We start from the raw sequence: 19,679 nt of genomic DNA, 5'->3' as shown, positions 1-19,679 counted from the left end.
TGCCTTTGTCTGCAACCGATCGGTTGACTCCGATCCCTGTTACCCTATCGTATACAATATTCTTGGGAGATGGAAATGCTGGTTGGTCGTCGTGCGTTCCTGATGTCGTCCGCGACGTTGCCGGTGCTCGCGCTGCCCGCGGCGGCACGCACCATGGCGGCGTTGCCGGCGACGGCCAAGCCGTTTCCGCTGTCGGCGGTAAGGTTGCGTGCCTCCGACTATGCACGCGCGGTCGAGGTGAACCGAGCGTATCTGCTGCGGTTGTCGCCCGACCGGCTGCTCCACAATTTCCAAAAGTTCGCCGGCATGACGCCCAAGGCGCCGGTCTATGGCGGGTGGGAAAGCGACACCATCGCCGGCCATACGCTGGGACATTATCTGTCGGGGCTTGCCCTGACCCATGCCCAGACCGGCTGCACCGACTGCGTGGCGCGCGCGACCTATATCATCGGCGAACTGGCGCGGTGTCAGGCGGCCAATGGCGACGGCTATGTCGCGGGCTTCACCCGCAAGCGCAAGGACGGGACCGTCGTCGACGGGAAGGAGATTTTCCCGGAGATCATGCGCGGCGACATCCGGTCGGCCGGGTTCGACCTCAACGGCTGCTGGGTACCCTATTACAACTGGCACAAGCTCTATACCGGGCTGTTCGACGTCATCGACCATATCGGCGCGAACGAGCAGGCGATGGCGATCGCGATCGGACTGGGCGGCTATATCGACCGGGTGTTCGCCGCGCTGAGCGACGATCAGGTGCAGGTCATGCTGGCCTGCGAATATGGCGGACTGAACGAGAGTTTCGCCGAACTGCACGCGCGGACCGGCGACGTGCGCTGGCTGCGGCTGGCCGAGCGGATCTACGACAAGCGCAACCTCGATCCGCTGACCCAGAAGCGCGACCAGCTAGCGAATTTCCATGCCAATACGCAGGTGCCCAAGCTGATCGGACTGGCGCGGCTGCACGAGATCACCGGCAAGCCCGAACAGGCGACCGCCGCACGCTTTTTCTGGGAACAGGTGACGCGGCATCACAGCTATGTGATCGGCGGCAATGCCGACCGCGAATATTTCAGCGCGCCGGACACGATCGCGCAGCACATCACCGAACAGACGTGCGAGCATTGCAACACGTACAACATGCTGAAACTGACCCGGCATTTGTACGCGTGGCAGCCCGACGGGGCGCTGTTCGACTTCTACGAACGCGCGCATCTGAACCATGTCCTGGCGCAGCAGGAGCCGGTGAACGGCGGCTTCACCTATATGACGCCGCTGATGACCGGGGCGAAGCGCGACTATTCGGCGCGCGATGGCGAGGAATTCTGGTGCTGCGTCGGCACCGGCATGGAAAGCCATGCCAAGCACGGCGAGAGCATCTTCTGGACCGGGGACGATGCGTTGATCGTCAACCTCTACATCCCCGCCGACGCGAAATGGCAGGCGCGTGATGCGACGCTGGCGCTGGAGACGGGCTATCCGTTCACGGGCGAGGCGACGCTGACCTTCGCATCGCTGGGCAAGGCGGGCACCTTCCCGGTCGCGCTGCGCGTGCCGGGCTGGGCGAAGGGGCGCGAGCTGCTGGTGAACGGCAAACCGGTCGATGCGGCCTCCGCCGGGGGATATGCGATCGTCACCCGGCGGTGGAAGGCGGGCGATGCGGTCACGATCCGCCTGCCGCTCGACCTGCGGATCGAGGCGACGCCGGGCGATGCGCAGACGATTGCGGTGCTGCGCGGGCCGCTGGTGCTGGCCGGCGACCTCGGGCGTGCCGATGGCGAATGGGACAGGCCCGATCCGTCGATGGTCGGCGACGACCTGCTCGCCGGGTTCGTGTCGGTGGCGGGCGAGGATGCGCAATATGCGACGCGCGGGCTGATCCGGCCCGGCGACCTGAGCTTCGTCCCCTTCTATCGCCAATATGATCGCCGCTCGGCGGTCTATTTCAAGCGGTTCACCGATGCGCAGTGGAAAGTGGAGGAAGCCGGCTTCCTTGCCGAACAGGCCCGGCAAAAGGATCTGGCGGCGCGGTCGGTCGACGTCATGCATCTGGGCGAGATGCAGCCCGAGCGCGACCATCAGCTGACGTCCGAGATTTCCTACCCGCTGGTCTATCGCGGGCGGAACGGGCGCGACGCGCGCACCGGGGGCTTTTTCGAATTCGCCATGGCGGTGAAGCCCGGACCGCTGGTCCTGCAGGCGACCTATTGGGGGGATGAGCGCAAGCGCAGTTTCGACATCCTGATCGACAATCAACGGATCGCGACCCAGACGCTCGACGCCGATCGGCCGGGGGCGTTCTTCGACGTGGATTACCCGGTGCCCGAGCCGCTGACCAAAGGCAAGAAACAGGTGAAGGTGCGCTTCGTGCCGCATGACAGGAACAGCGCGGGGCCGGTGTTCGGTGTCCGGCTGTTCACCGCAAAGGCGGGTGCCACCGCGTGAGCGAGCCGCAAGTCCGCATGACCCTGTCCGAGGTGCGCGACTATGCCCGCGCGACGCTTGCCCGTGTCGGGCTGGCCCCGGCGCATGTCGCGGCGGTCGCCGAGACGATCGTCGTCGGGGAGCGCGATGGCTGCGGCGCGCACGGCCTGTACCGGTTGCTGGTCGCGGCGCATTCGGTTGCGAGCGGCGTGGTGGTGCCCGATGCGGTCCCGGTGCTGGAACGACGGGCGGCGGGCGTGGTGCGGGTGGACGGGAAAGGCGGCTTTGCCCAGCTGGCGTTCGAGACCGGTCGCGATGCGCTGATCGAGGCGGCGCGCGCGAACGGGATCGCGGCGCTGGCGATCAACCATGCCGTCCACTTCGCCGCGCTGTGGCCCGAGGTCGAGGCACTGGTCGACCATGGGCTGGTCGCGCTGGCGGTGACGTCGAACCATGCGTGGGTCGCGTCGGCCGGCGGCACGCAGCCGGTGTTCGGCACCAATCCGATCGCGTTCGGCTGGCCCCGCGCCGGTGCCGCGCCGTTCGTGTTCGATTTCGCGACCAGCGCGGTGGCGCGCGGCGAGATCGAACTGCATCGCCGCGCGGGCCGGCCGGTGCCGACCGACTGGGGCCATGCGCCCGACGGCAGCGACACGACCGACGCCGCGGCGGTGCTGGCCGGGGCGATGCGGACGTTCGGCGGGCATAAGGGATCGGCGCTGGCACTGATGGTCGAACTGCTCGCCGGGCCGCTGATCGGCGACCTGACCAGCGCGGAATCGATCGCATGGGATGCGGGGCGTAAAGGGTCGCCACTGGGCGGCGAGTTGATCCTCGCGCTTGATCCCGCCGGGTTTCTGGGAGCCGAGGCCGCGGCGCAGATGGCCCGTGCCGAGGCGGTGTTCGCCGCGATCGAGGGGCAGGGCGCGCGGGTGTCGGGCGCGCGTCGCCACGCGCTGCGCCCGATCAGCGAGCGCGAGGGAGTTTGGGTGTCGCGGGCGCTGCTGCGTGACATCGACGACGTTACGGGGGACAGGGCATGAAGATCACGCTGGCACTGGCGCTGTCGATCGCGGCACCTGTGGCCGCGCAGGCGACGACGACCATCGCCGCCGCGCCGGCTGCGTCGGGCGACGCAGCGTTCCGGCAATTGTCCGAGCGCGAATATGCGTGGCGCAAGACGCTGACCGGTCCGGGCGAGGATTCGCCGACCAGCCGCAACGCGGCGCTGCCCGATGTCGGACCGGCGGCGCAGGCGCGGATGACGCAACGCTGGACCGAAACGATGGCCGCGCTCGACCGGATCGATCCGGCGACGCTGGGGCCGGCCGCCCGCGACGATTATACCGTCTATCGCGCACAGATCGCGGCGTTGCTCGCCCGGCAGCAGTTTCGCGATTATGAAAAGCCGTTGAACGCCGATACCAGCTTCTGGATCGATCTGGCCGGCATGGCGCGCGAGAATTACCGCGATGAGGCGGCGTTGCGGCTCTATCTGTCGCAGTTGGCCAGCGTCCCGCGCTATTTCGATGAGCAGATCGCGAACATGCGTGCCGGGCTGAAGCGGGGCTTCACGCCGCCGCGCGTCACCTTGCAAGGGCGCGATGCCGGGGTGCGTGCGGTCGTGGAGGCGGGCGCGGGGGAAGCGTCACCCTTCTACGCGCCGTTCCGGACGCTGCCGGCGACCATCCCGGCGGCGCGGCAGGCGGCATTGCGGGCCGATGCGAAGCGGGTGATCGCGCAGGCGGTGGTGCCAGCACATGCGACGCTGATGGCGTTCCTGCGCGATGAGTATATTCCGGGGGCACAGGAAAAGCTGGCGGCGTACGACCTGCCCGACGGGCGGAATTATTATCGGTCGAAGGTACGCGAGTTCGTAACCCGCGACCTGCCGCCCGAGGAAATCCACGCGATCGGCCTGCGCGAGGTGGCGAAGATCCGCGCGCGGATGCAGACGGTGATGACGCAAGTGGGGTGGCAGGGCGATCTGACGTCGTTCCTGAACCATCTGCGCACCGATCCGCAATTCTATGCGAAGACGCCGCAGGACCTGCTCAACCGTGCCGCATGGATCGCCAAGACGTTCGACGGCAAGGCCGCGACCTATTTCGGCCGGTTGCCGCGGATGCGGTTCGCGATCAAGGCCGTGGACCCCGATATCGCGCCATTCTACACCAGCGGGCGGGGCGGACCGGGCATTTACTTGCTCAACACCTATGACCTGCCGTCGCGCGGGCTGTATTCGCTCCCGGCGCTGACGCTGCACGAAAGCGCGCCGGGCCACGCGTTCCAGATGCCGTTCGCGATGGAACTGACCGACCTGCCCGAATATCGCCGCAACGAATATATCTCGGCCTATGGCGAGGGCTGGGCGCTGTATTGCGAGGCGCTGGGCGAGGATATGGGGATGTACGAGACCCCCTATGACCTGTTCGGTATGCTCAGCTATCAAATGTGGCGCGCGGCCCGGTTGGTCGTCGATACCGGCATTCATTCCAAGGGCTGGACGCGTGCGCAGGCGCAGGCGTTCCTGCGCGACAATACCGCGCTGTCGAACCACGAGATCACGACCGAGGTCGATCGCTACATCGCATGGCCGGGGCAGGCGCTAAGCTATTATATGGGCGAGCTGGCGTTTCTCGACGCGCGGGCGAAGGCGCAGGCGGCACTGGGCGAGGCGTTCGACTATCGCGCGTTCCACGATGCGATGCTCAGCCTGGGATCGGTGCCGCTGCCGATGATCGATGCGCGGGTCGACCGCTTCATCGCCGCCAAGGGCAAGGGGCCGTACCCGCTGCCCTGAACACGACGACCGGCGGCGCGGCGGGTTCAGCAGATTTCCGCCGTCGCCCTGGGCGGATCGCCGGGCGGTATGCGCGCGGGATGGCGATAGAAGACGTCGCCGGGCAGGCGGTGGCGGTCGCCATAGACCTGCGCCAACAACGTGTAGAGCGTCGGGTCATAGCGTTGCAGGTCGTCGTCGTTGAGCAGCCGTTGCCCATCGACGACGATCATGCGGTTGGTATTGAACCAGAGCTGCGTTCCCTCCGCCCAATATTCGTCGACTGTCGTCGCGGCATATTCGCCGCGCCACGCCCCCCGCGCCATGGCAGTGGCATAGGCACGCTCTACCGCGGCATGGAGCGCGGTGTCGCGTTGCCGGATCGCGGCGAGGATGGCGTGCGAGAATTCGTGGACGAAGGTGTTCTCGCCATAATACCACGTGCCCGGCGTACCGAGCAGGTTTTCGGCCGGGGCGGTGGTCAACGGCCCACCCATGCCGCGGGCACGATTGTTCCAGTAATCGCGGTCGCTCAGCCGTCCGATCCGCTCGACATAGTGTTTGCGCTCGCACAGAGTCAGGCGGGGATCGTCGGCGGCGGGTTTGGTCCAGTGGCGCTGTTCGGGCAGATCGATCAGCCCTTCGGTCAGGGCGATGATCGCGACGCGATAGCCCGACGCCGCCATCCAGCGGCGCAGGTCGGGGCGATCGGCCAGCATCGCGATGGCGATGTCGCGCGCGAACAGCAGCGCGTCGTCGGGCACCTTCGCCGACGACACGACCGGCACGCCGCCGGCATCGACATATCGTTGGTAGAAGGGGTCGAGCCGGAGGTCGGCGGGTGGCGGTCCGATCGTCGTCGCGGCATAGCGGCCGGGCGCGGCAGCCGATGGCACCGCGACCGTCGCCAGCAGCAGCGCAATCAGCGGCGTCATCCGAACGGGCGGTCGATCGACGGCTGCGGCTTGGTAAACCATGCCGCGCCGGTGTCGGTGACGTGAAAATGATCTTCCAGCCGGATGCCGAAGCGATCGGGAACGACGATCATCGGTTCGTTCGAAAAACACATGCCGGGGGCGAGCAGCGTCGTGTCGCCGCGCACCAGATAGGCGGGTTCGTGGATCGACAGGCCGATGCCGTGCCCGGTGCGATGCGGCAGGCCGGGCAGGCGGTAGTCGGGGCCAAGACCCTCACGCACCAGCAGCGCGCGGGCGGCGGCATCGACCGCTTCGCACGGCACGCCGGGTGCGGCGGCGGCAAAGGCGGCGGCCTGCGCGGCATGTTCGATGTCCCAGATCGCGCGGACGTCATCACCGACCGGTCCGAAGGCATAGGTGCGGGTGATGTCGCTGTGATAGCCGCCGACGCGACAGCCGGTGTCGATCAGCACCAGTTCGCCTTCGTTCAGCGCACGGTCGCCGGGCAGGCCGTGGGGAAAGGCGGTGGCGCGGCCGAACTGGACGATGCAGAAATAGGAAGCGCCGCCACCGATCGCGCGATGGGCTTCGTCGATGAAGCGGACGACCTCGCTGGCGAGGATGCCGGGACGCAGGATGCGGGCGGCGGCGGCCTGTACCGCCAGCGTCATGTCCTTGGCACTTTGCAGCAGCGCCAGTTCGGCGGGCGATTTGACTATGCGACAGCCGTCGATCGCGGGTGCGCCGTCGGTCAGGGTCAGGCCGTGGCGCGCCAGTTTCTGCCCCCAGGCGAAGGGGAGCAACGGATCGATGGCGAGGGTGGCCCCGGCGGGCAGCGCGTCCTTGACCAGCGCGGTCGGGTCCTGATCCTCTTCCCACAGCAGCAGGTCGGCGGCGACGGTTAGGTCGGCCTCCAGCGTACCGCGCTCGAATGCCGGGCAGACGATGCGTGGCGTACCCGTGACCGGCAGGAACAACGCGACCATCCGTTCACTGGCACCCCATGGAATACCGGTGAAATAGTCGAGCGACGCCCCGGTATGGACGAGCAGCGCATCGGCACCGGCCTTAGCCGTCCGGGCCCGTGCGCGCTCGATCCGTTCCGCGCGTTCGGTGGCGGTAATCGCCGGGGCGGGGGCGACGGGCCGAATCGCGGCGAGTTCCGTGGCCGGGGTCGATCCGCCGATGGTCATCATGATCTCCAGTCGAAATGCCGGTATCGGCAGGGTAGTCGGTCGAAGCTGCGTCTAGCCGGGATCGCGATCACCGTCAGCCCCGCATACGGACGGCACGGGCATCCCTGCCAACGCTCGGGACAGGACCGGTCACGCGGACGGTGCATTTCGGCGGGCGTCGACCGGCTCGCCCTGGACAAGCTGCGGGACCATGACTGCGGTTCCCCTGCCGGGGCCGAAGCAGCCGGAACCAGCGCGGAATTATCCGGTCAGAACAACGATGTTGGGGGTGGTGCCCAGGGACGGGATCGAACCGCCGACACTGCGATTTTCAATCGCATGCTCTACCAACTGAGCTACCTGGGCCTGTCCGGGTGACCGGAAGAGCCGGCCTGTTAGCCGCGCGAATCGTCGCTGTCCAGCCCGGTTTCCGATTTTTCGTCGGAAGAAGCGGCAGGACCCGCGATCCGATACCCTTCGCCCATCCAGTTCAGCATGTCGCGGTCGCGACACCCCCGGCTGCAAAAGGGACGGAAGGCAGGTTCGGTCGGAGCCGAACACAGCGGACAGCGGTTACGGGAAGCGGGCCTGGACATGGCCCGCGGATATGGCGAGGCCGCTCTCCGCCCGCAAGGCGAGCGATGCGCCGAGCGTGCGTTCGACCGCCGCGATCCAGTCGGGCCGGGCGGCGATGGCCGCGACGATGGCGGGATGCGCGGCCAGCGTCCGTTCGCCGCTGCCGCCGGTGCGTTCCGCCTGTCGCAGCAGCGCGCGGGCATGGGCGGGCACATGGGCGAACAGTTCGGGGAGCGAGGCACGCGACCGCCGCCGCACGATCTGCAGGAAGCCGAAGCCGTTGACGGCGGTGCGCTCGAACGGTTGCGGCAGGATCGCATCGACCGCTTCGGCCGTGGCCTGCCGGACGGCCCTGTCGTTCACCGTCGGCAGGTCGATGCCGATCGACCCGGCGATGTCGAGCCGGGCGATGGCCGCTGCCGCTGCGCGCGCACCGGCGATGGCAAGCGCTGCGGGGGCGAGTTCTCCATCGATATCGATCAGTGTCATTGCCGGGGTCAGTGCGATCGACAGCGCGCCGCCGGGAAAGGCGACCTGCCCCGTGGTCGCTTCCTCGATCAGCAGCGGCCAGCCGGCATCGCCGAGGAGATCGCGATCGAACGGGCCGACGAGGCGCGCGCCGGGCAGGTCCGCGATCGAAGGGCCGTCGCATGGTTGCGCGTCGGGCGCGGCAGGACGGGCACGGGCGCGTTTGGGCTTGCCGGGTTCGGACAGGGCTGGACGGGTGATCTCGACCAGCAGCGTCGCGCCCTCGGTCACGGCACGCGGAAGGGAACTTATCAGCGCCTCGCCATCGTCCCACGCGACGATGGCCTCATTCCGGACGGGCAGGCGGCGGACCAGTCGGGCGGCAAGGATCGTACCGGCGCGCAACGCGTCGTCGGGTTCGATCCGGGCCTCGACAATGTCGCCGTCGACGATACGCGCGGCGCGGACTTCGCCGATACCGCGCTCGACGATCCAGTCAGCCAAGCGCGACGCCGGCGGTTTCGAGAAGGGCGCGCGTGTCGAACAGCGGCAGGCCGATCACGCCCGAATGGCTGCCCGAGAGGAAGCGCACGAACGCCTCCGCCCGGCCCTGGATCGCATAGCCGCCCGCCTTGCCCAACCCCTCGCCACAGGCAACGTACGCGTCGATCTCACGCGGTTCGAGCCGCTTGAACGCGACGATCGTATCGGCGATGCGGATGCGCGCCTGTCCGTCGGACATCAGCACGCACACCGCCGACAGGCAGTGATGGCGACGCCCCGACAACAGGCCGAGCAACTCGCGCTGCACGTCTTCGCTGGTGGCGGGCGGCAGGATGCGGCGGCCGAGCGCGATCGTCGTGTCGCCGGCCAGCACTACCGCACCATCGACCGGACCGATCGCGCGCGCCTTCGCCTCGGCAAGGCGCAACGCATAGGGACGCGGCAATTCGCCCTTCAGCGGGGTTTCGTCGATATCGGGTGCCTCGACGCGATCGGGCACCGCACCGATCCGCGCCAGCAGGTCGCGGCGGCGGGGCGAGGTCGAGGCGAGAATCAGGCGCATGGCCGCAGATCCGGTCACGCGGGGTCCGCTTACTTGAAGCGGTAGGTGATGCGACCCTTGGTCAGGTCATAGGGGGTCAGTTCGACCAGCACTTCGTCACCGACCAGCACGCGGATGCGGTTCTTGCGCATCTTGCCGGCGGTGTGCCCGAGGATTTCGTGATCGTTCTCGAGCCGGACGCGGAACATCGCGTTGGGCAGCAATTCGACCACCTGGCCGCGCATTTCGAGAAGTTCTTCCTTCGCCAAACAAATACCTCGTGAATAAGGGCGCACCGGAACCGGGCGGGTCCCCATAGGCGCAAACCGTAAAAAAGGAAAGCACGAACGGCCGGACCCGTGGTTGACACGGCCGGTCGTCGCGGTTGGACAGCAGATAGGCTTTGGGCCGGATGGGTGCAAGGTGCGGGTTGTCCGCGCCCTGCACGTCAGCCCGGGTCGAGCCGGAACCTCTGCGAAAGCTGCAAGCATAGGCAAAATGCGTCGTACCCCCGCGCAGGCGGGTGTCCAGAACCAAGTAGAACAACGGTTTGCGCTTGGAGCCCTGGATCCCCGCCTGCGCGGGGATACGCGATGCGGGCAACCTACTCGCAGATATCGGTCGCCTGGATCCCCGCCTGCGCGGGGATACGGCAGGTCGAGCGCGGGGTGACGGTACGGCGGATAGCCCCGTCAGGCCGGATTATGCTCCTTCAGGAACGCGGTCATCTCCTGCAGGAATTGCAGCCGGTCCTCGCCACGGGAGAAGAAATGGTCGCCCAGCGGCTGTTCGACATAACGATACGGCTTGCCCGCCTTTTTCAGTTCAGCGGCGAGGGTGCGCGATTGTGCGACCGGCACGCGCTTGTCGACCTTGCCATGCATCAGCAGGATCGGCGTCGAGAAGTCGGCGGCGTGGAAGCGGGGCGAGACCGTCTGGAAATCGGGTGCCTGACTGCGCAGCCAGTCGCCGATGGTGCGGCCGTTCAGGAACTGGCTGTCATAGCGGCGCAGTGCCGCCAGATCGGACACGCCGGCATAGCTGATCGCGCAGCGGTACAGCTTGCCGTCGCGCTGGGCGGCGCGCATCGCCGCATAGCCGCCATAGGACGCGCCGACCATGCAGGCGCGCCTGGGATCGGCGATCCCTTCCTTCGCCAGATGGGTGACCGCGTCGTTCAGGTCGTCCTGCATCTTCAGGCCCCATTCGCCGGCCCCCTTGCGGGCGAAGGCGGTGCCATAGCCCGATGATCCGCGGTAATTGGGCTGGATCACGACATAGCCGAGCTCGGCCAGATATTGCGTCCACCAGTCCCAGCCCTCGCTGTCGCGGGCCGAGGGGCCACCATGCGGCAGGACGATCAGCGGCAGGTTCTTCTGGTTCAGCCGGTGGCGCGGCATGGTCAGCACCGCTTCGATCGAGGTTCCGTCGCGCGCGGGATAGCGGATGGTGCTGACCGGCGAGAGGCGGCGGCTCTGCAACGTCTTGCTGTTCCACGCGATCCGCTGCATCCGGCTGAACGCGCTGTCCCAGTAATACAGGCCGCCGGGCTGGGACGCTGCCGCGACTTCCACTAGGAACTTATCGCGCTTGCGGTCCCACGACACGATCCGCGCGCGACGGTCGCCGATCGAGGCGTTGATGTCGGTTTGCAGTGTCTTCAACTTCTCGTCGAACCAGGTGGTCCGTCCGTAGCGTTCGGTCAGGGTCACGCCGGCGACGTCATTTTCGTCGGCATTGTCGATGATGCCGTCGACGTCGTACCCCTCCAGCGAATACAGTTTCTTCCCCAGCGCGAGGTCGGGCAGCGACACCTGATAGACCGACGTGAAGCCGCCTTCGTCGTCCAGCGCGATCGCGCTGCCGTCGCTGCGGAAGGTGATCGGGATGGTCAGGCCGTCTTCGTCCTTGCGTTCGCGCCGGGCGATGACGCGGAAGCTTTCGGTGTTGTTCGCGCGGTACAGCAGCGCGGAGCGCCGCGACTGGTCGTTATATTGATAGGCGGCGCGGACCTGCCCCTGTCCATCGGCATACCAGCTATAGACGTTGGGGCGACCATCGGCGACGCGGCGTGATTTGCCGGTCGATACGTCGACCTCGAACACGGTCGGGTTGAAGTCGGATTCGTTTTCGATGCCCGTCTGACGCGACAGCAGGATGCGCGGGCTGCCGTCATGCGCGACCCACAGCACGTCGTCGGCGCGCAGGCCCGATTTGTCCCAGTCCAGCCGACGGGTCGTCTTGAAATCGGCCTTCACGCTCAGCACGCGGGTGACGTAATATTCGTTGCCGTAGAGCAGTTGCTGCGTACCCAGCCCGACGATCAGCCAGTCGTCATTGACCCAGCGCCACCAGTTGATGTCGGTATCCTCGGGCGTGCCGAGCCCGACGTTGCGGGCATCGCCGCTCAACTGCGACAGCACCAGCACCTGTTTGCCGCCGATCGCGCTCTTGGCGACGACGCGGGTACCGTCGGGCGACAATTTGGGCGATTCGATCGATGGCAATTCGGCGAATGCCTCGATCGGTACCGGCGTGGCGGGATCGACCTTGGCCGCATCGACCTTGGCGGATTTGTCCGCCGGCGGCGGCGTCTGCGCCGGAGCGACGGTGGCAAGGACAAGGCCGATGGCCGCAACGAACCGCATGATACCCCCTGTTCGGGGGCGGCCGGGATGCGCCCCCGCGCACCTGTTCCGGCAAGAGTGGACGCCCCCATCCACCCTTGATCCTAACGCGGCGGACGGGGGACGCAATCGATCAAAACAACCTATCCGGCGGTATGTCCGGCAAGGGCCGCCAGCAGCAACAGCGCGACGATGTTGGTGATCTTGATCATCGGATTGACCGCCGGGCCGGCGGTATCCTTGTACGGATCGCCGACGGTGTCGCCGGTCACCGCCGCCTTGTGCGCCTCCGATCCCTTGCCGCCGTAATTGCCGTCTTCGATATATTTCTTGGCATTGTCCCATGCGCCGCCGCCGCTGGTCATCGAGATGGCGACGAACAGGCCGGAGACGATGACGCCGAGCAGCATCGCGCCCAGCGCCGCGAAGCCCTGCGCCTGTCCGGCGACCCATGTCACGATGTAATAGACCGCGACGGGGGAGAGGACGGGGAGCAGCGAGGGGATGATCATCTCGCGGATCGCGGCGCGGGTGACGATGTCGACGGTGCGGCCGTAATTCGGGCGGCTGGTGCCGGCCATGATGCCGGGGTCGGCGGCGAACTGCGCGCGGACATCCTCCACCACCGATCCCGCCGCGCGGCCGACCGCGGTCATGCCGAACGCCCCGAACAGATAGGGGAGCAGCGCGCCGAGCAGCAGCCCGACGATGACGTACGGGTTGGACAGCGAGAAATCGACGGTCAGGTCGGGGAAGAACAGTTTCAGGTCGGTGGTGTACGCCCCGAACAGCACCAGCGCGGCGAGCGCGGCGGAGCCGATCGCATAGCCCTTCGTCACCGCCTTGGTCGTGTTGCCGACCGCGTCGAGGGCGTCGGTGCGGCGGCGGACTTCTTCCGGAAGGTTCGCCATCTCGGCGATGCCGCCGGCATTGTCGGTGACCGGGCCATAGGCATCGAGCGCGACGACCATGCCGGCCAGCGCCAGCAGCGCCGTGGCGGCGAAGGCGACGCCGATGATGCCGGCCAGTTGGTACGACGCGATCACCGCGATCACGATCACTAGCGTCGGCAGCGCGGTCGATTCGAGGCTGATGGCAAGGCCCTGGATGACGTTGGTGCCATGGCCGGTGACGCTGGCCTTCGCGATCGACTTGACCGGGCGATAGGCGGTGCCGGTGTAATATTCGGTGATCCACACCAGTGCGGCGGTGACGGCGAGGCCGATCATCATGCACCAGAACAGGTCCATGCCGGTGAAGCTTTGTCCGGCGACCGGTGCCTGTGCGCCCAGCGCCCCCTCGACGGTCAGCGTGTCGCCGCCGGGATCGAGGAAGCCCGCGCCGCCGATCACGGCGTTGAGATCGCCCAGCGCCCAGCTGGCCGCGAACCAGATGGCGGGAACTGCCAGCAGCGCGGTGGTCCAGAATCCCTTGTACAGCGCGCCCATGATCGACTGGCCGCGCCCCAACCGGACCATGTAGGTGCCGAGGATCGAGGTGACGATGCACACCCCGCCGACGATCAGCGGCAGCGCCATCAGCCGCAGCAATTCGGCCGGCGGTGCCTGTACCAGCAGCGCGATCGACACCATCGTCAGGCCGATCGTGACGACATAGGTTTCGAACAGGTCGGCGGCCATGCCGGCGCAGTCGCCGACATTGTCGCCGACGTTATCGGCGATGACGGCGGGGTTGCGGGGGTCGTCCTCGGGGATGCCGGCCTCGACCTTGCCCACCAGATCGGCGCCGACATCGGCCGCCTTGGTAAAGATGCCGCCGCCGAGCCGTGCGAAGATCGAGATCAGCGATGCGCCGAAGGCAAGGGCGGTCAGCGCCTCGATGACTTCGCGGTCGCCCGGACCGTGGCCGGCGATGGCGACGAGGTACCAAAAGATGCCCGAGATCGCGAGCAGGCCGAGCCCTGCGACCAGCATGCCGGTGATCGCGCCCGACCGGAACGCCATGGTCAAGCCGCCTTGCAGCGACCCGCGCGCAGCCTCTGCGGTGCGGACATTGGCGCGGACCGAAATCTCCATGCCGACATAGCCCGCGACCCCCGACAGGATCGCGCCGATCAGGAAACCGACCGTCGATAGCGGTCCGAGCGTGGGGAACAGGATGATGGCGACGATGACGCCGACGATGGCGATGGTGCGATATTGGCGGCCCAGATAGGCCTTGGCCCCTTCCTGGATCGCGGCGGCGATATCCTGCATCCGCGCGTCGCCCGGCGAGGCGCGCAGCACCTGCATACTCGTGAACACACCGTACAACACGGCCAGCGCACCACACGCCATGGCCAGATAGACTATCGTCATCCGCAACCCCTCCTGCACAGGGCCGCCCGGCTGTCTCGTCGGGTCGAACCCCTTGGAAGCGGGGCAGCTTATGCCGATGGGCGGGGGAGGCAACCGTTAATTCCTCCCCGGAACGGGGCGGGGGACCGTCGCGCAGCGGGGGGCTTCCACAGGTGGATCGTTCGGGGACACCCCCCTCCACCAGCCTGCAGCTGGTCCCCCTCCCCGTGCCGGGGAGGATTTAGTGTTGGTAGCCCAAGCGTTCGGGGAGGGGGACGGGGTGGCCTGCGTCCACCAGCTTCAGCCCTTCGCCTTTCGCGAACGTCCCGATCCGGGTCGCTGCCACCGGCGGCGTGATATTGCAGGCGAAGAGCAGTTCGTAATCGTCGCCCGCCGTCGCTGCCGTCAGCGCGTCGTGGCCGAACGCCTGCAAGTCGGGCGACAGCGGCACTGCCGCCAGATCGATCGTCACTGCCAGCCCGCTTGCCGCCGCCATGCGGGTCGCGTCGATCAGCAGGCCGTCGGACACGTCCATCATCGCGTGGACGAGCGATGCCAGCGCCTGTCCCTCCGCCAGCCGCGGGGTCGGGCGGCGGTAGCGGTCCAGCAGCGTGGCCGGCCCCGCCGCGCCCCGCGCGATGGCGAGGCCCGCGCCGGCGTCCCCGATCGTGCCGGTCACCCAGAGTGCATCGCCCGCCTTCGCGCCGTCGCGACGCGGGGCGTGGGCGCTGCGGCCGAGCGCGGTCAGCGACAGGAAGCGGGGGCTGCCAGCGGGCAGCGTCACCGTGTCGCCGCCGACCAGCGGGCAGTCGAACGCCCGCAACACGTCGTCGAGGCCGGCAAGGAACGCGCGGTCCCATGCATCGTCGCCGATCGGAACCCCCAGCATCACGCCCACCGGCACCGCACCCTTGGCGGCAAGGTCCGACAGGTTGGTCGCGACCAGTTTCCACGCGACGTCGGCGGGCGGATCGCTGGCAAGGAAATGGACGCCCGCGACGATCATGTCCTTGGTCAGGACGAGGTCGCCGAGGTGCGCGGCGTCGTCGGTCAGGCCGTGCGCGCCGGGGTGGAGCGGCAGGGTGCGCAGCGCGGCGAGGAAGTCGGCTTCGATCACGTCGCGGCGATCCACGCCCCATGGGCATGGGCGGTGGCGAGCATCTGCGGTTCGCCATGGCCGGGCCAGCTCTGCACGATCAGCTCCTGCCGTTGCAGGACGCGGTCGGGCTCCATCCGGACCCAGGCGAGCGGGCGGTCGGTGGTGGCGGCATCGGCGGCTTCCGCCATCATGCGGCGTATCGCGGCACGGCGGTCGTCGCCGAGATATTGCCAGACGACCGAGTGCATCAGCACGCGAGTGACGCCGGCCGCCTGCGCTTCGGCGAGGCGATCGCGCAGCCAGCCGACGGCATCGCCCGCGACCAGATCGACCGGGTCCGCGCGTAGCATATCTGTGGCCGCCGCCAGCCGTTCCTGCCGTTCGGGCTGGTCGGCCCAGATATAGCCCGACAAGCGGGGCGCGACGACGGGGTCGGTGGCGTCGAGCGGCTGGATATCGACGCCGCGTACCCGTTCGATCCGGATCGGTGCCTCCGGGGGCGGGGTGCCGCGCCAATCGGGGACGATCGCGACCGGCGCGTCGGCGGGGCCGACCTGCACCCCGCCCAGATCGAAGCGGTAGCGATCGATCAGCAGGTTGAGGCCGGCGCTCGACCCGATTTCGAGGATGTCGAGGGCGGGACCGTGCCGCCGCGCGACCGCCAGCAGCCCGGCCATCAGCACGCCCGAGCGCATCGGCTCGTTGGTCTGCGGTGGGCCGTCGAGCCATGGCAGCAGCAGTGCGTCATGGTCGACCAGCGCCCGGCGCAGGATTGCCTGCGGCTCGCCGGCGCCGGCGAACAGCGCGGTCAGATCGCGATCGATGCCGGTCTGGGCGAGCGCATGGAGCCCTCCGACCAGCCGCAGCGGCAGCGCGTCGGGGATCGGATCGCCCGGCCAGTCGAGCACCGTGCGACCGGTCCGGCCTTCGCGGGTCAGCGCGGTAGCGAGCGCGTCGCAGACCGCCGCGGTGATCGGCGCATCCATCGCGGCGCAGAACGCCGCCTGCTGGCGAAAGGCGAGGCGATTCGTCGGTTCATCGGCCATGGGGCGCGTGTTGCGCCCGCCGTGCGCCCCAAGTAAAGCGCCAGTCGCCCATGACCGACCCCATCATCATCGCCGTGCCCAAAGGGCGTATCCTCGAAGAAGCCATGCCGCTGCTCGCGCGCGCCGGCATCGTGCCCGAAGCGGCGTTCCGCGATCCCGACAGCCGGGCGCTGCGCTTTCGCACCGACCGCGCCGATATCGACCTGATCCGGGTGCGCGCGTTCGACGTCGCGACGTTCGTCGCACATGGCGCGGCGCAGCTGGGCATCGTCGGGTCGGACGTGCTGGCCGAATTCGACTATTCGGAGCTGTATGCACCGGTCGACCTGAAGATCGGGCATTGCCGCATTTCGGTCGCCGAACCGGCGCGCCTCGCGGCAACCGACGATCCGCGCGGGTGGAGCCATGTCCGCATCGCCACCAAATATCCGCACACCACCCAGCGCCACTTCGCCGCGCGGGGCGTTCAGGCCGAGTGCGTGAAGTTGAACGGCGCGATGGAACTGGCCCCGGTGCTGGGCCTCGCGCCGCGCATCGTCGATCTGGTGTCGTCGGGACGGACGCTGAAGGAGAATGGGTTGGTCGAGGTCGAAACCATCGCCGAGGTGACGTCGCGGCTGGTCGTCAATCGCGCGGCGTTCAAGACGCGTGGGGCCGTCGTGCCGCTGGTCGATGCGTTCCGCCGGGCGGTGGCGGCATGATCCGGCTGAACACGGGTGCGGCAGGGTTCGCCGCCGATTTCGCCGCATTGGTCGATGCCCGGCGCGAGGCGGACAGCGACGTGGCGCGCGACGTGACCGCGATCCTGCGCGCGGTGCGCGACGATGGCGATGCGGCGGTGCGGGCGTTTACCGAGAAGTTCGACGGCCATGATCCCGATGTGACCGGCTGGCGGATCGAGCTGGCGGAGTGTCGCGCGGCGCTGGACGGGCTGGACCCGACCTTACGCGCCGCGCTCGAACTCGCGCATGACCGGATCGTCGCCTATCACGCCAGGCAGCGGCCCGAGGATCGTGACGAGGTCGATGCCGATGGCGTCCGGCTGGGCGCGCGGTGGAGCGCGGTGGCGGCGGCCGGGGTCTATGTCCCCGGCGGGCGGGCGGCCTATCCGTCGTCGGTCTTGATGAACGTCGTGCCGGCCAAGGTCGCCGGGGTCGAGCGGATCGTGATGGTCACCCCGACGCCCAAGGGCCAGGTCAATCCGCTGGTGCTGGCCGCGGCGGCGCTGGCCGGGGTCGATGAGGTCTGGCGGATCGGCGGGGCGCAGGCCGTCGCCGCGCTGGCCTATGGCACCGATCGGATCGCGGCGGTCGATGTCGTGACCGGGCCGGGCAATGCGTGGGTCGCCGAGGCCAAGCGGCAGCTATACGGCGTGGTCGGGATCGACATGGTCGCCGGCCCGTCCGAGATCGTGGTCGTCGCCGATGGGCAGAACGATCCCGAGTGGATCGCCGCCGACCTGTTGAGTCAGGCCGAGCATGACCCGACCAGCCAGTCGATTCTGTTCACCGACGATGCCGGCTTTGCCGACCGGGTGGCGAGGGCGATCGACGACCAGATCGCTGACCTCACGACCGGGCAGGTGGCGCGGGCGAGCTGGGATGCGAACGGTGCGATCGTGATCGTGCCGACGCTGGCCGATGCGATCCCGCTGGTCGACCGGCTGGCGCCCGAGCATCTCGAACTGGCGGTCGGCGATCCCGAACCGCTGTTCCGCGCGGTGCGCCATGCCGGATCGGTGTTCCTCGGGCGGTACACCCCGGAGGCGGTCGGCGACTATGTCGCGGGGCCGAACCATGTGCTGCCGACGGGACGGCGGGCGCGGTTCGCATCGGGGCTGTCGGTGCTGGATTATATGAAGCGGACCAGCTTTCTGGGGCTGGACGCGGCGGCGCTGGCGAAGATCGGGCCGGCGGCGGTGACGCTGGCGGGTGCCGAGGGGCTGCCGGCGCATGCGAAGTCGGTGGCGATCCGGTTGGACGCGCCGGGCCAGGCGTAGATAGCTGCGCCAAGCCGCACGAGGCGCGTCCGGCCGGCGGCGCTCGTAGCGCCGTCCGACGGCACGGGCTTTGCCCGTGGCGGTATTGGGTTGCGTCGTTCGGCCGCGCGACGCTTCCTCGCGGGCCGACCCATCCCCGGCCCCTCCCTTGTCAGGGAGGGGAGGGTCTGCGGGTCAAAGGTCACCAAAGTCACACTTGCGCGCTGTGCGCGGGCTTCATAACCGGGAGATCCCAGCTTTCGCTGGGATGACGTGTTTGGCCAAAGGTCACGAAAGTCACACTTGCCACGTATTCGTGCAGCGGGCTGACCATGATTCGGACAGGCGGACGGTTCAAAGACCGCCACCACCCTGTCACGACCCGGTGCTGTAGGAAAGCGCCCCCTCGACTTGGGCGGCCGACAGCGGCTATGGGGCGGCGGTTATGACCAGCAAGAATTCCCGCCCGCGCGGTGCCCGTCAGGCACGCGCCGCCGCCCGGTTGGCCGCCGTTCAGGCGCTGTACCAGCATGAGATGGAAGCGACGCCGATCCCGGCGCTGCTCCACGAATTCCATCAGCACCGGTTGGGCGCGACGATCGAAGGCGTCGAATATGCCGAGGCCGACGTCCAGTTCTTTGACGATGTGGTCAAGGGCGTCGATGCCCGCCGCGAAGAGATCGACGCGATGATCGCATCGAAGCTGTCTACCGGCTGGACGCTCGACCGGCTGGACAAGCCGATGCGGCAGATTTTGCGCGCGGGGACGTACGAGTTGCTGGCGCGGCCGGACGTGCCGGTGGCGGCGGTCATCAGCGAATATCTGGACGTGGCTGACGCGTTTTACGATCGGCGCGAAAAGGGGTTCGTGAACGGGTTGCTCGATTCGGTGGCGAAGGTGGTTCGGGGGTAGGTTTTCCTGCCCTCCGTTTGCTTCGAGCCTGTCGGGAACCGTCGTCAAAAGGGGGTCACGCGACCGGGTTCTCGACGGACGCTTCTCGACTTCGCTCGAAGCTGCTCGAACTGAACGGGGTGGGCGAGCGGGGGTGGGTGCGATTTGCTGCCGGCGACCCTGCCTCCTTCGTCACCCCGGGCTTGACCCGGGGTCCCGCTTCTTGCGCAGTGTCATCGAAGAATAGCGGGATCCCTCTGAGTTCACAAACGAAGTGCAACACCTGAGACAGGTGCTGCCATGTCCATCTACCGTCAGTTATCGCTTGAGGAACGGTGTTCGATTGCCCGGCTTCA

Annotated in this window: 16 protein-coding genes and 1 tRNA gene; 6 read left to right on the top strand and 11 right to left on the bottom strand. The window is 68.0% G+C overall.

Features of this window, described 5'->3' with window-relative positions:
* Window positions 1-75: 75 nt before the first annotated feature.
* The 3 genes from ASE70_RS06485 to ASE70_RS06475 are packed head-to-tail and all read left to right on the top strand — an operon-like array spanning window position 76 to window position 5,224.
* Window positions 76-2,442, top strand: a complete 2,367-nt coding sequence (locus ASE70_RS06485; RefSeq protein ID WP_056502727.1) for a glycoside hydrolase family 127 protein — start codon at window positions 76-78, stop codon at window positions 2,440-2,442.
* A gap of 17 nt (window positions 2,443-2,459) precedes the next feature.
* Window positions 2,460-3,464: an Ldh family oxidoreductase gene (locus ASE70_RS06480; RefSeq protein ID WP_056502664.1), complete on the top strand. Its 1,005-nt coding sequence runs from the start codon at window positions 2,460-2,462 to the stop codon at window positions 3,462-3,464.
* Window positions 3,461-5,224 carry a DUF885 domain-containing protein gene (locus ASE70_RS06475; protein ID WP_056502661.1) on the top strand — a complete coding sequence of 588 codons (1,764 nt, stop codon included), beginning with the start codon at window positions 3,461-3,463 and terminating at the stop codon, window positions 5,222-5,224. The genes ASE70_RS06480 and ASE70_RS06475 overlap by 4 nt, the downstream gene beginning before the upstream one ends.
* 26 nt (window positions 5,225-5,250) lie before the next feature.
* Here ASE70_RS06475 and ASE70_RS06470 read toward each other — a convergent pair whose 3' ends face one another.
* From ASE70_RS06470 to ASE70_RS06425, 11 genes are all read right to left on the bottom strand, one after another.
* Window positions 5,251-6,138, bottom strand: a complete 888-nt coding sequence (locus tag ASE70_RS06470; protein ID WP_235512267.1) for a glycoside hydrolase — start codon at window positions 6,136-6,138, stop codon at window positions 5,251-5,253.
* Window positions 6,135-7,313, bottom strand: coding sequence for a M24 family metallopeptidase (locus tag ASE70_RS06465; protein WP_056502724.1), 1,179 nt, complete (start codon window positions 7,311-7,313; stop codon window positions 6,135-6,137). The genes ASE70_RS06470 and ASE70_RS06465 overlap by 4 nt, the downstream gene beginning before the upstream one ends.
* 272 nt (window positions 7,314-7,585) lie before the next feature.
* Window positions 7,586-7,661 (bottom strand) — tRNA-Phe (locus tag ASE70_RS06460).
* A gap of 29 nt (window positions 7,662-7,690) precedes the next feature.
* Window positions 7,691-7,891 (bottom strand): DNA gyrase inhibitor YacG, encoded by a 201-nt coding sequence (locus tag ASE70_RS19095; RefSeq protein WP_082438918.1) that lies wholly within the window; start codon window positions 7,889-7,891, stop codon window positions 7,691-7,693.
* The gene (locus ASE70_RS06455; protein WP_056502658.1) at window positions 7,869-8,843 is read right to left on the bottom strand and encodes a hypothetical protein; all 975 of its coding nucleotides are present in this window, start codon (window positions 8,841-8,843) and stop codon (window positions 7,869-7,871) included. Before ASE70_RS06455 ends, ASE70_RS19095 begins: the two co-directional genes overlap by 23 nt.
* Window positions 8,836-9,405, bottom strand: coding sequence for a Maf family protein (locus tag ASE70_RS06450; protein ID WP_056398581.1), 570 nt, complete (start codon window positions 9,403-9,405; stop codon window positions 8,836-8,838). Before ASE70_RS06450 ends, ASE70_RS06455 begins: the two co-directional genes overlap by 8 nt.
* 29 nt (window positions 9,406-9,434) lie before the next feature.
* Complete coding sequence (infA, locus tag ASE70_RS06445; protein WP_003049127.1) at window positions 9,435-9,653, bottom strand: translation initiation factor IF-1; 219 nt, start codon at window positions 9,651-9,653, stop codon at window positions 9,435-9,437.
* 423 nt (window positions 9,654-10,076) lie between these two features.
* Window positions 10,077-12,032, bottom strand: a complete 1,956-nt coding sequence (locus tag ASE70_RS06440) for an alpha/beta hydrolase family protein (protein WP_056502656.1) — start codon at window positions 12,030-12,032, stop codon at window positions 10,077-10,079.
* Between the two features lie 122 nt (window positions 12,033-12,154).
* The gene (locus ASE70_RS06435; protein ID WP_056502721.1) at window positions 12,155-14,329 is read right to left on the bottom strand and encodes a sodium-translocating pyrophosphatase; all 2,175 of its coding nucleotides are present in this window, start codon (window positions 14,327-14,329) and stop codon (window positions 12,155-12,157) included.
* A 220-nt stretch (window positions 14,330-14,549) separates the two neighbouring features.
* Window positions 14,550-15,425, bottom strand: a complete 876-nt coding sequence (gene thiL / locus ASE70_RS06430; protein ID WP_056502718.1) for a thiamine-phosphate kinase — start codon at window positions 15,423-15,425, stop codon at window positions 14,550-14,552.
* Window positions 15,422-16,453 (bottom strand): DUF2332 domain-containing protein, encoded by a 1,032-nt coding sequence (locus tag ASE70_RS06425; RefSeq protein WP_056502652.1) that lies wholly within the window; start codon window positions 16,451-16,453, stop codon window positions 15,422-15,424. The genes thiL and ASE70_RS06425 overlap by 4 nt, the downstream gene beginning before the upstream one ends.
* 50 nt (window positions 16,454-16,503) lie before the next feature.
* Between ASE70_RS06425 and hisG the strand changes: the two genes are divergently transcribed.
* The 3 genes from hisG (at window position 16,504) to nusB (ending at window position 19,344) form a co-directional block, all read left to right on the top strand.
* Window positions 16,504-17,154: an ATP phosphoribosyltransferase gene (hisG, locus tag ASE70_RS06420; protein WP_056002124.1), complete on the top strand. Its 651-nt coding sequence runs from the start codon at window positions 16,504-16,506 to the stop codon at window positions 17,152-17,154.
* Window positions 17,151-18,452: a histidinol dehydrogenase gene (gene hisD, locus ASE70_RS06415; RefSeq protein ID WP_056502649.1), complete on the top strand. Its 1,302-nt coding sequence runs from the start codon at window positions 17,151-17,153 to the stop codon at window positions 18,450-18,452. The genes hisG and hisD overlap by 4 nt, the downstream gene beginning before the upstream one ends.
* 424 nt (window positions 18,453-18,876) lie before the next feature.
* Window positions 18,877-19,344 (top strand): transcription antitermination factor NusB, encoded by a 468-nt coding sequence (gene nusB, locus ASE70_RS06410; protein ID WP_056002116.1) that lies wholly within the window; start codon window positions 18,877-18,879, stop codon window positions 19,342-19,344.
* The last annotated feature ends 335 nt before the right edge of the window (window positions 19,345-19,679 follow it).

This window comes from Sphingomonas sp. Leaf22 (genome assembly GCF_001421715.1).
In the GTDB taxonomy this organism is placed as follows: Bacteria; Pseudomonadota; Alphaproteobacteria; order Sphingomonadales; family Sphingomonadaceae; genus Sphingomonas.
This window is presented reverse-complemented; position numbering and strand designations above follow the sequence as displayed.

Excerpts from the sequence above, each read along its gene's own strand:
- ASE70_RS06485 (WP_056502727.1), top strand. The coding sequence starts at position 76 with ATGCTGGTTGGTCGTCGTGCGTTCCTGATGTCGTCCGCGACGTTGCCG.
- hisD (WP_056502649.1), top strand. The coding sequence starts at position 17,151 with ATGATCCGGCTGAACACGGGTGCGGCAGGGTTCGCCGCCGATTTCGCC.
- ASE70_RS06435 (WP_056502721.1), bottom strand. The coding sequence starts at position 14,329 with ATGACGATAGTCTATCTGGCCATGGCGTGTGGTGCGCTGGCCGTGTTG.
- ASE70_RS06450 (WP_056398581.1), bottom strand. The coding sequence starts at position 9,405 with ATGCGCCTGATTCTCGCCTCGACCTCGCCCCGCCGCCGCGACCTGCTG.
- ASE70_RS06475 (WP_056502661.1), top strand. The coding sequence starts at position 3,461 with ATGAAGATCACGCTGGCACTGGCGCTGTCGATCGCGGCACCTGTGGCC.
- ASE70_RS19095 (WP_082438918.1), bottom strand. The coding sequence starts at position 7,891 with ATGTCCAGGCCCGCTTCCCGTAACCGCTGTCCGCTGTGTTCGGCTCCG.
- nusB (WP_056002116.1), top strand. The coding sequence starts at position 18,877 with ATGACCAGCAAGAATTCCCGCCCGCGCGGTGCCCGTCAGGCACGCGCC.
- ASE70_RS06470 (WP_235512267.1), bottom strand. The coding sequence starts at position 6,138 with ATGACGCCGCTGATTGCGCTGCTGCTGGCGACGGTCGCGGTGCCATCG.
- ASE70_RS06480 (WP_056502664.1), top strand. The coding sequence starts at position 2,460 with ATGACCCTGTCCGAGGTGCGCGACTATGCCCGCGCGACGCTTGCCCGT.
- ASE70_RS06440 (WP_056502656.1), bottom strand. The coding sequence starts at position 12,032 with ATGCGGTTCGTTGCGGCCATCGGCCTTGTCCTTGCCACCGTCGCTCCG.
- ASE70_RS06465 (WP_056502724.1), bottom strand. The coding sequence starts at position 7,313 with ATGACCATCGGCGGATCGACCCCGGCCACGGAACTCGCCGCGATTCGG.
- hisG (WP_056002124.1), top strand. The coding sequence starts at position 16,504 with ATGACCGACCCCATCATCATCGCCGTGCCCAAAGGGCGTATCCTCGAA.
- ASE70_RS06425 (WP_056502652.1), bottom strand. The coding sequence starts at position 16,453 with ATGGCCGATGAACCGACGAATCGCCTCGCCTTTCGCCAGCAGGCGGCG.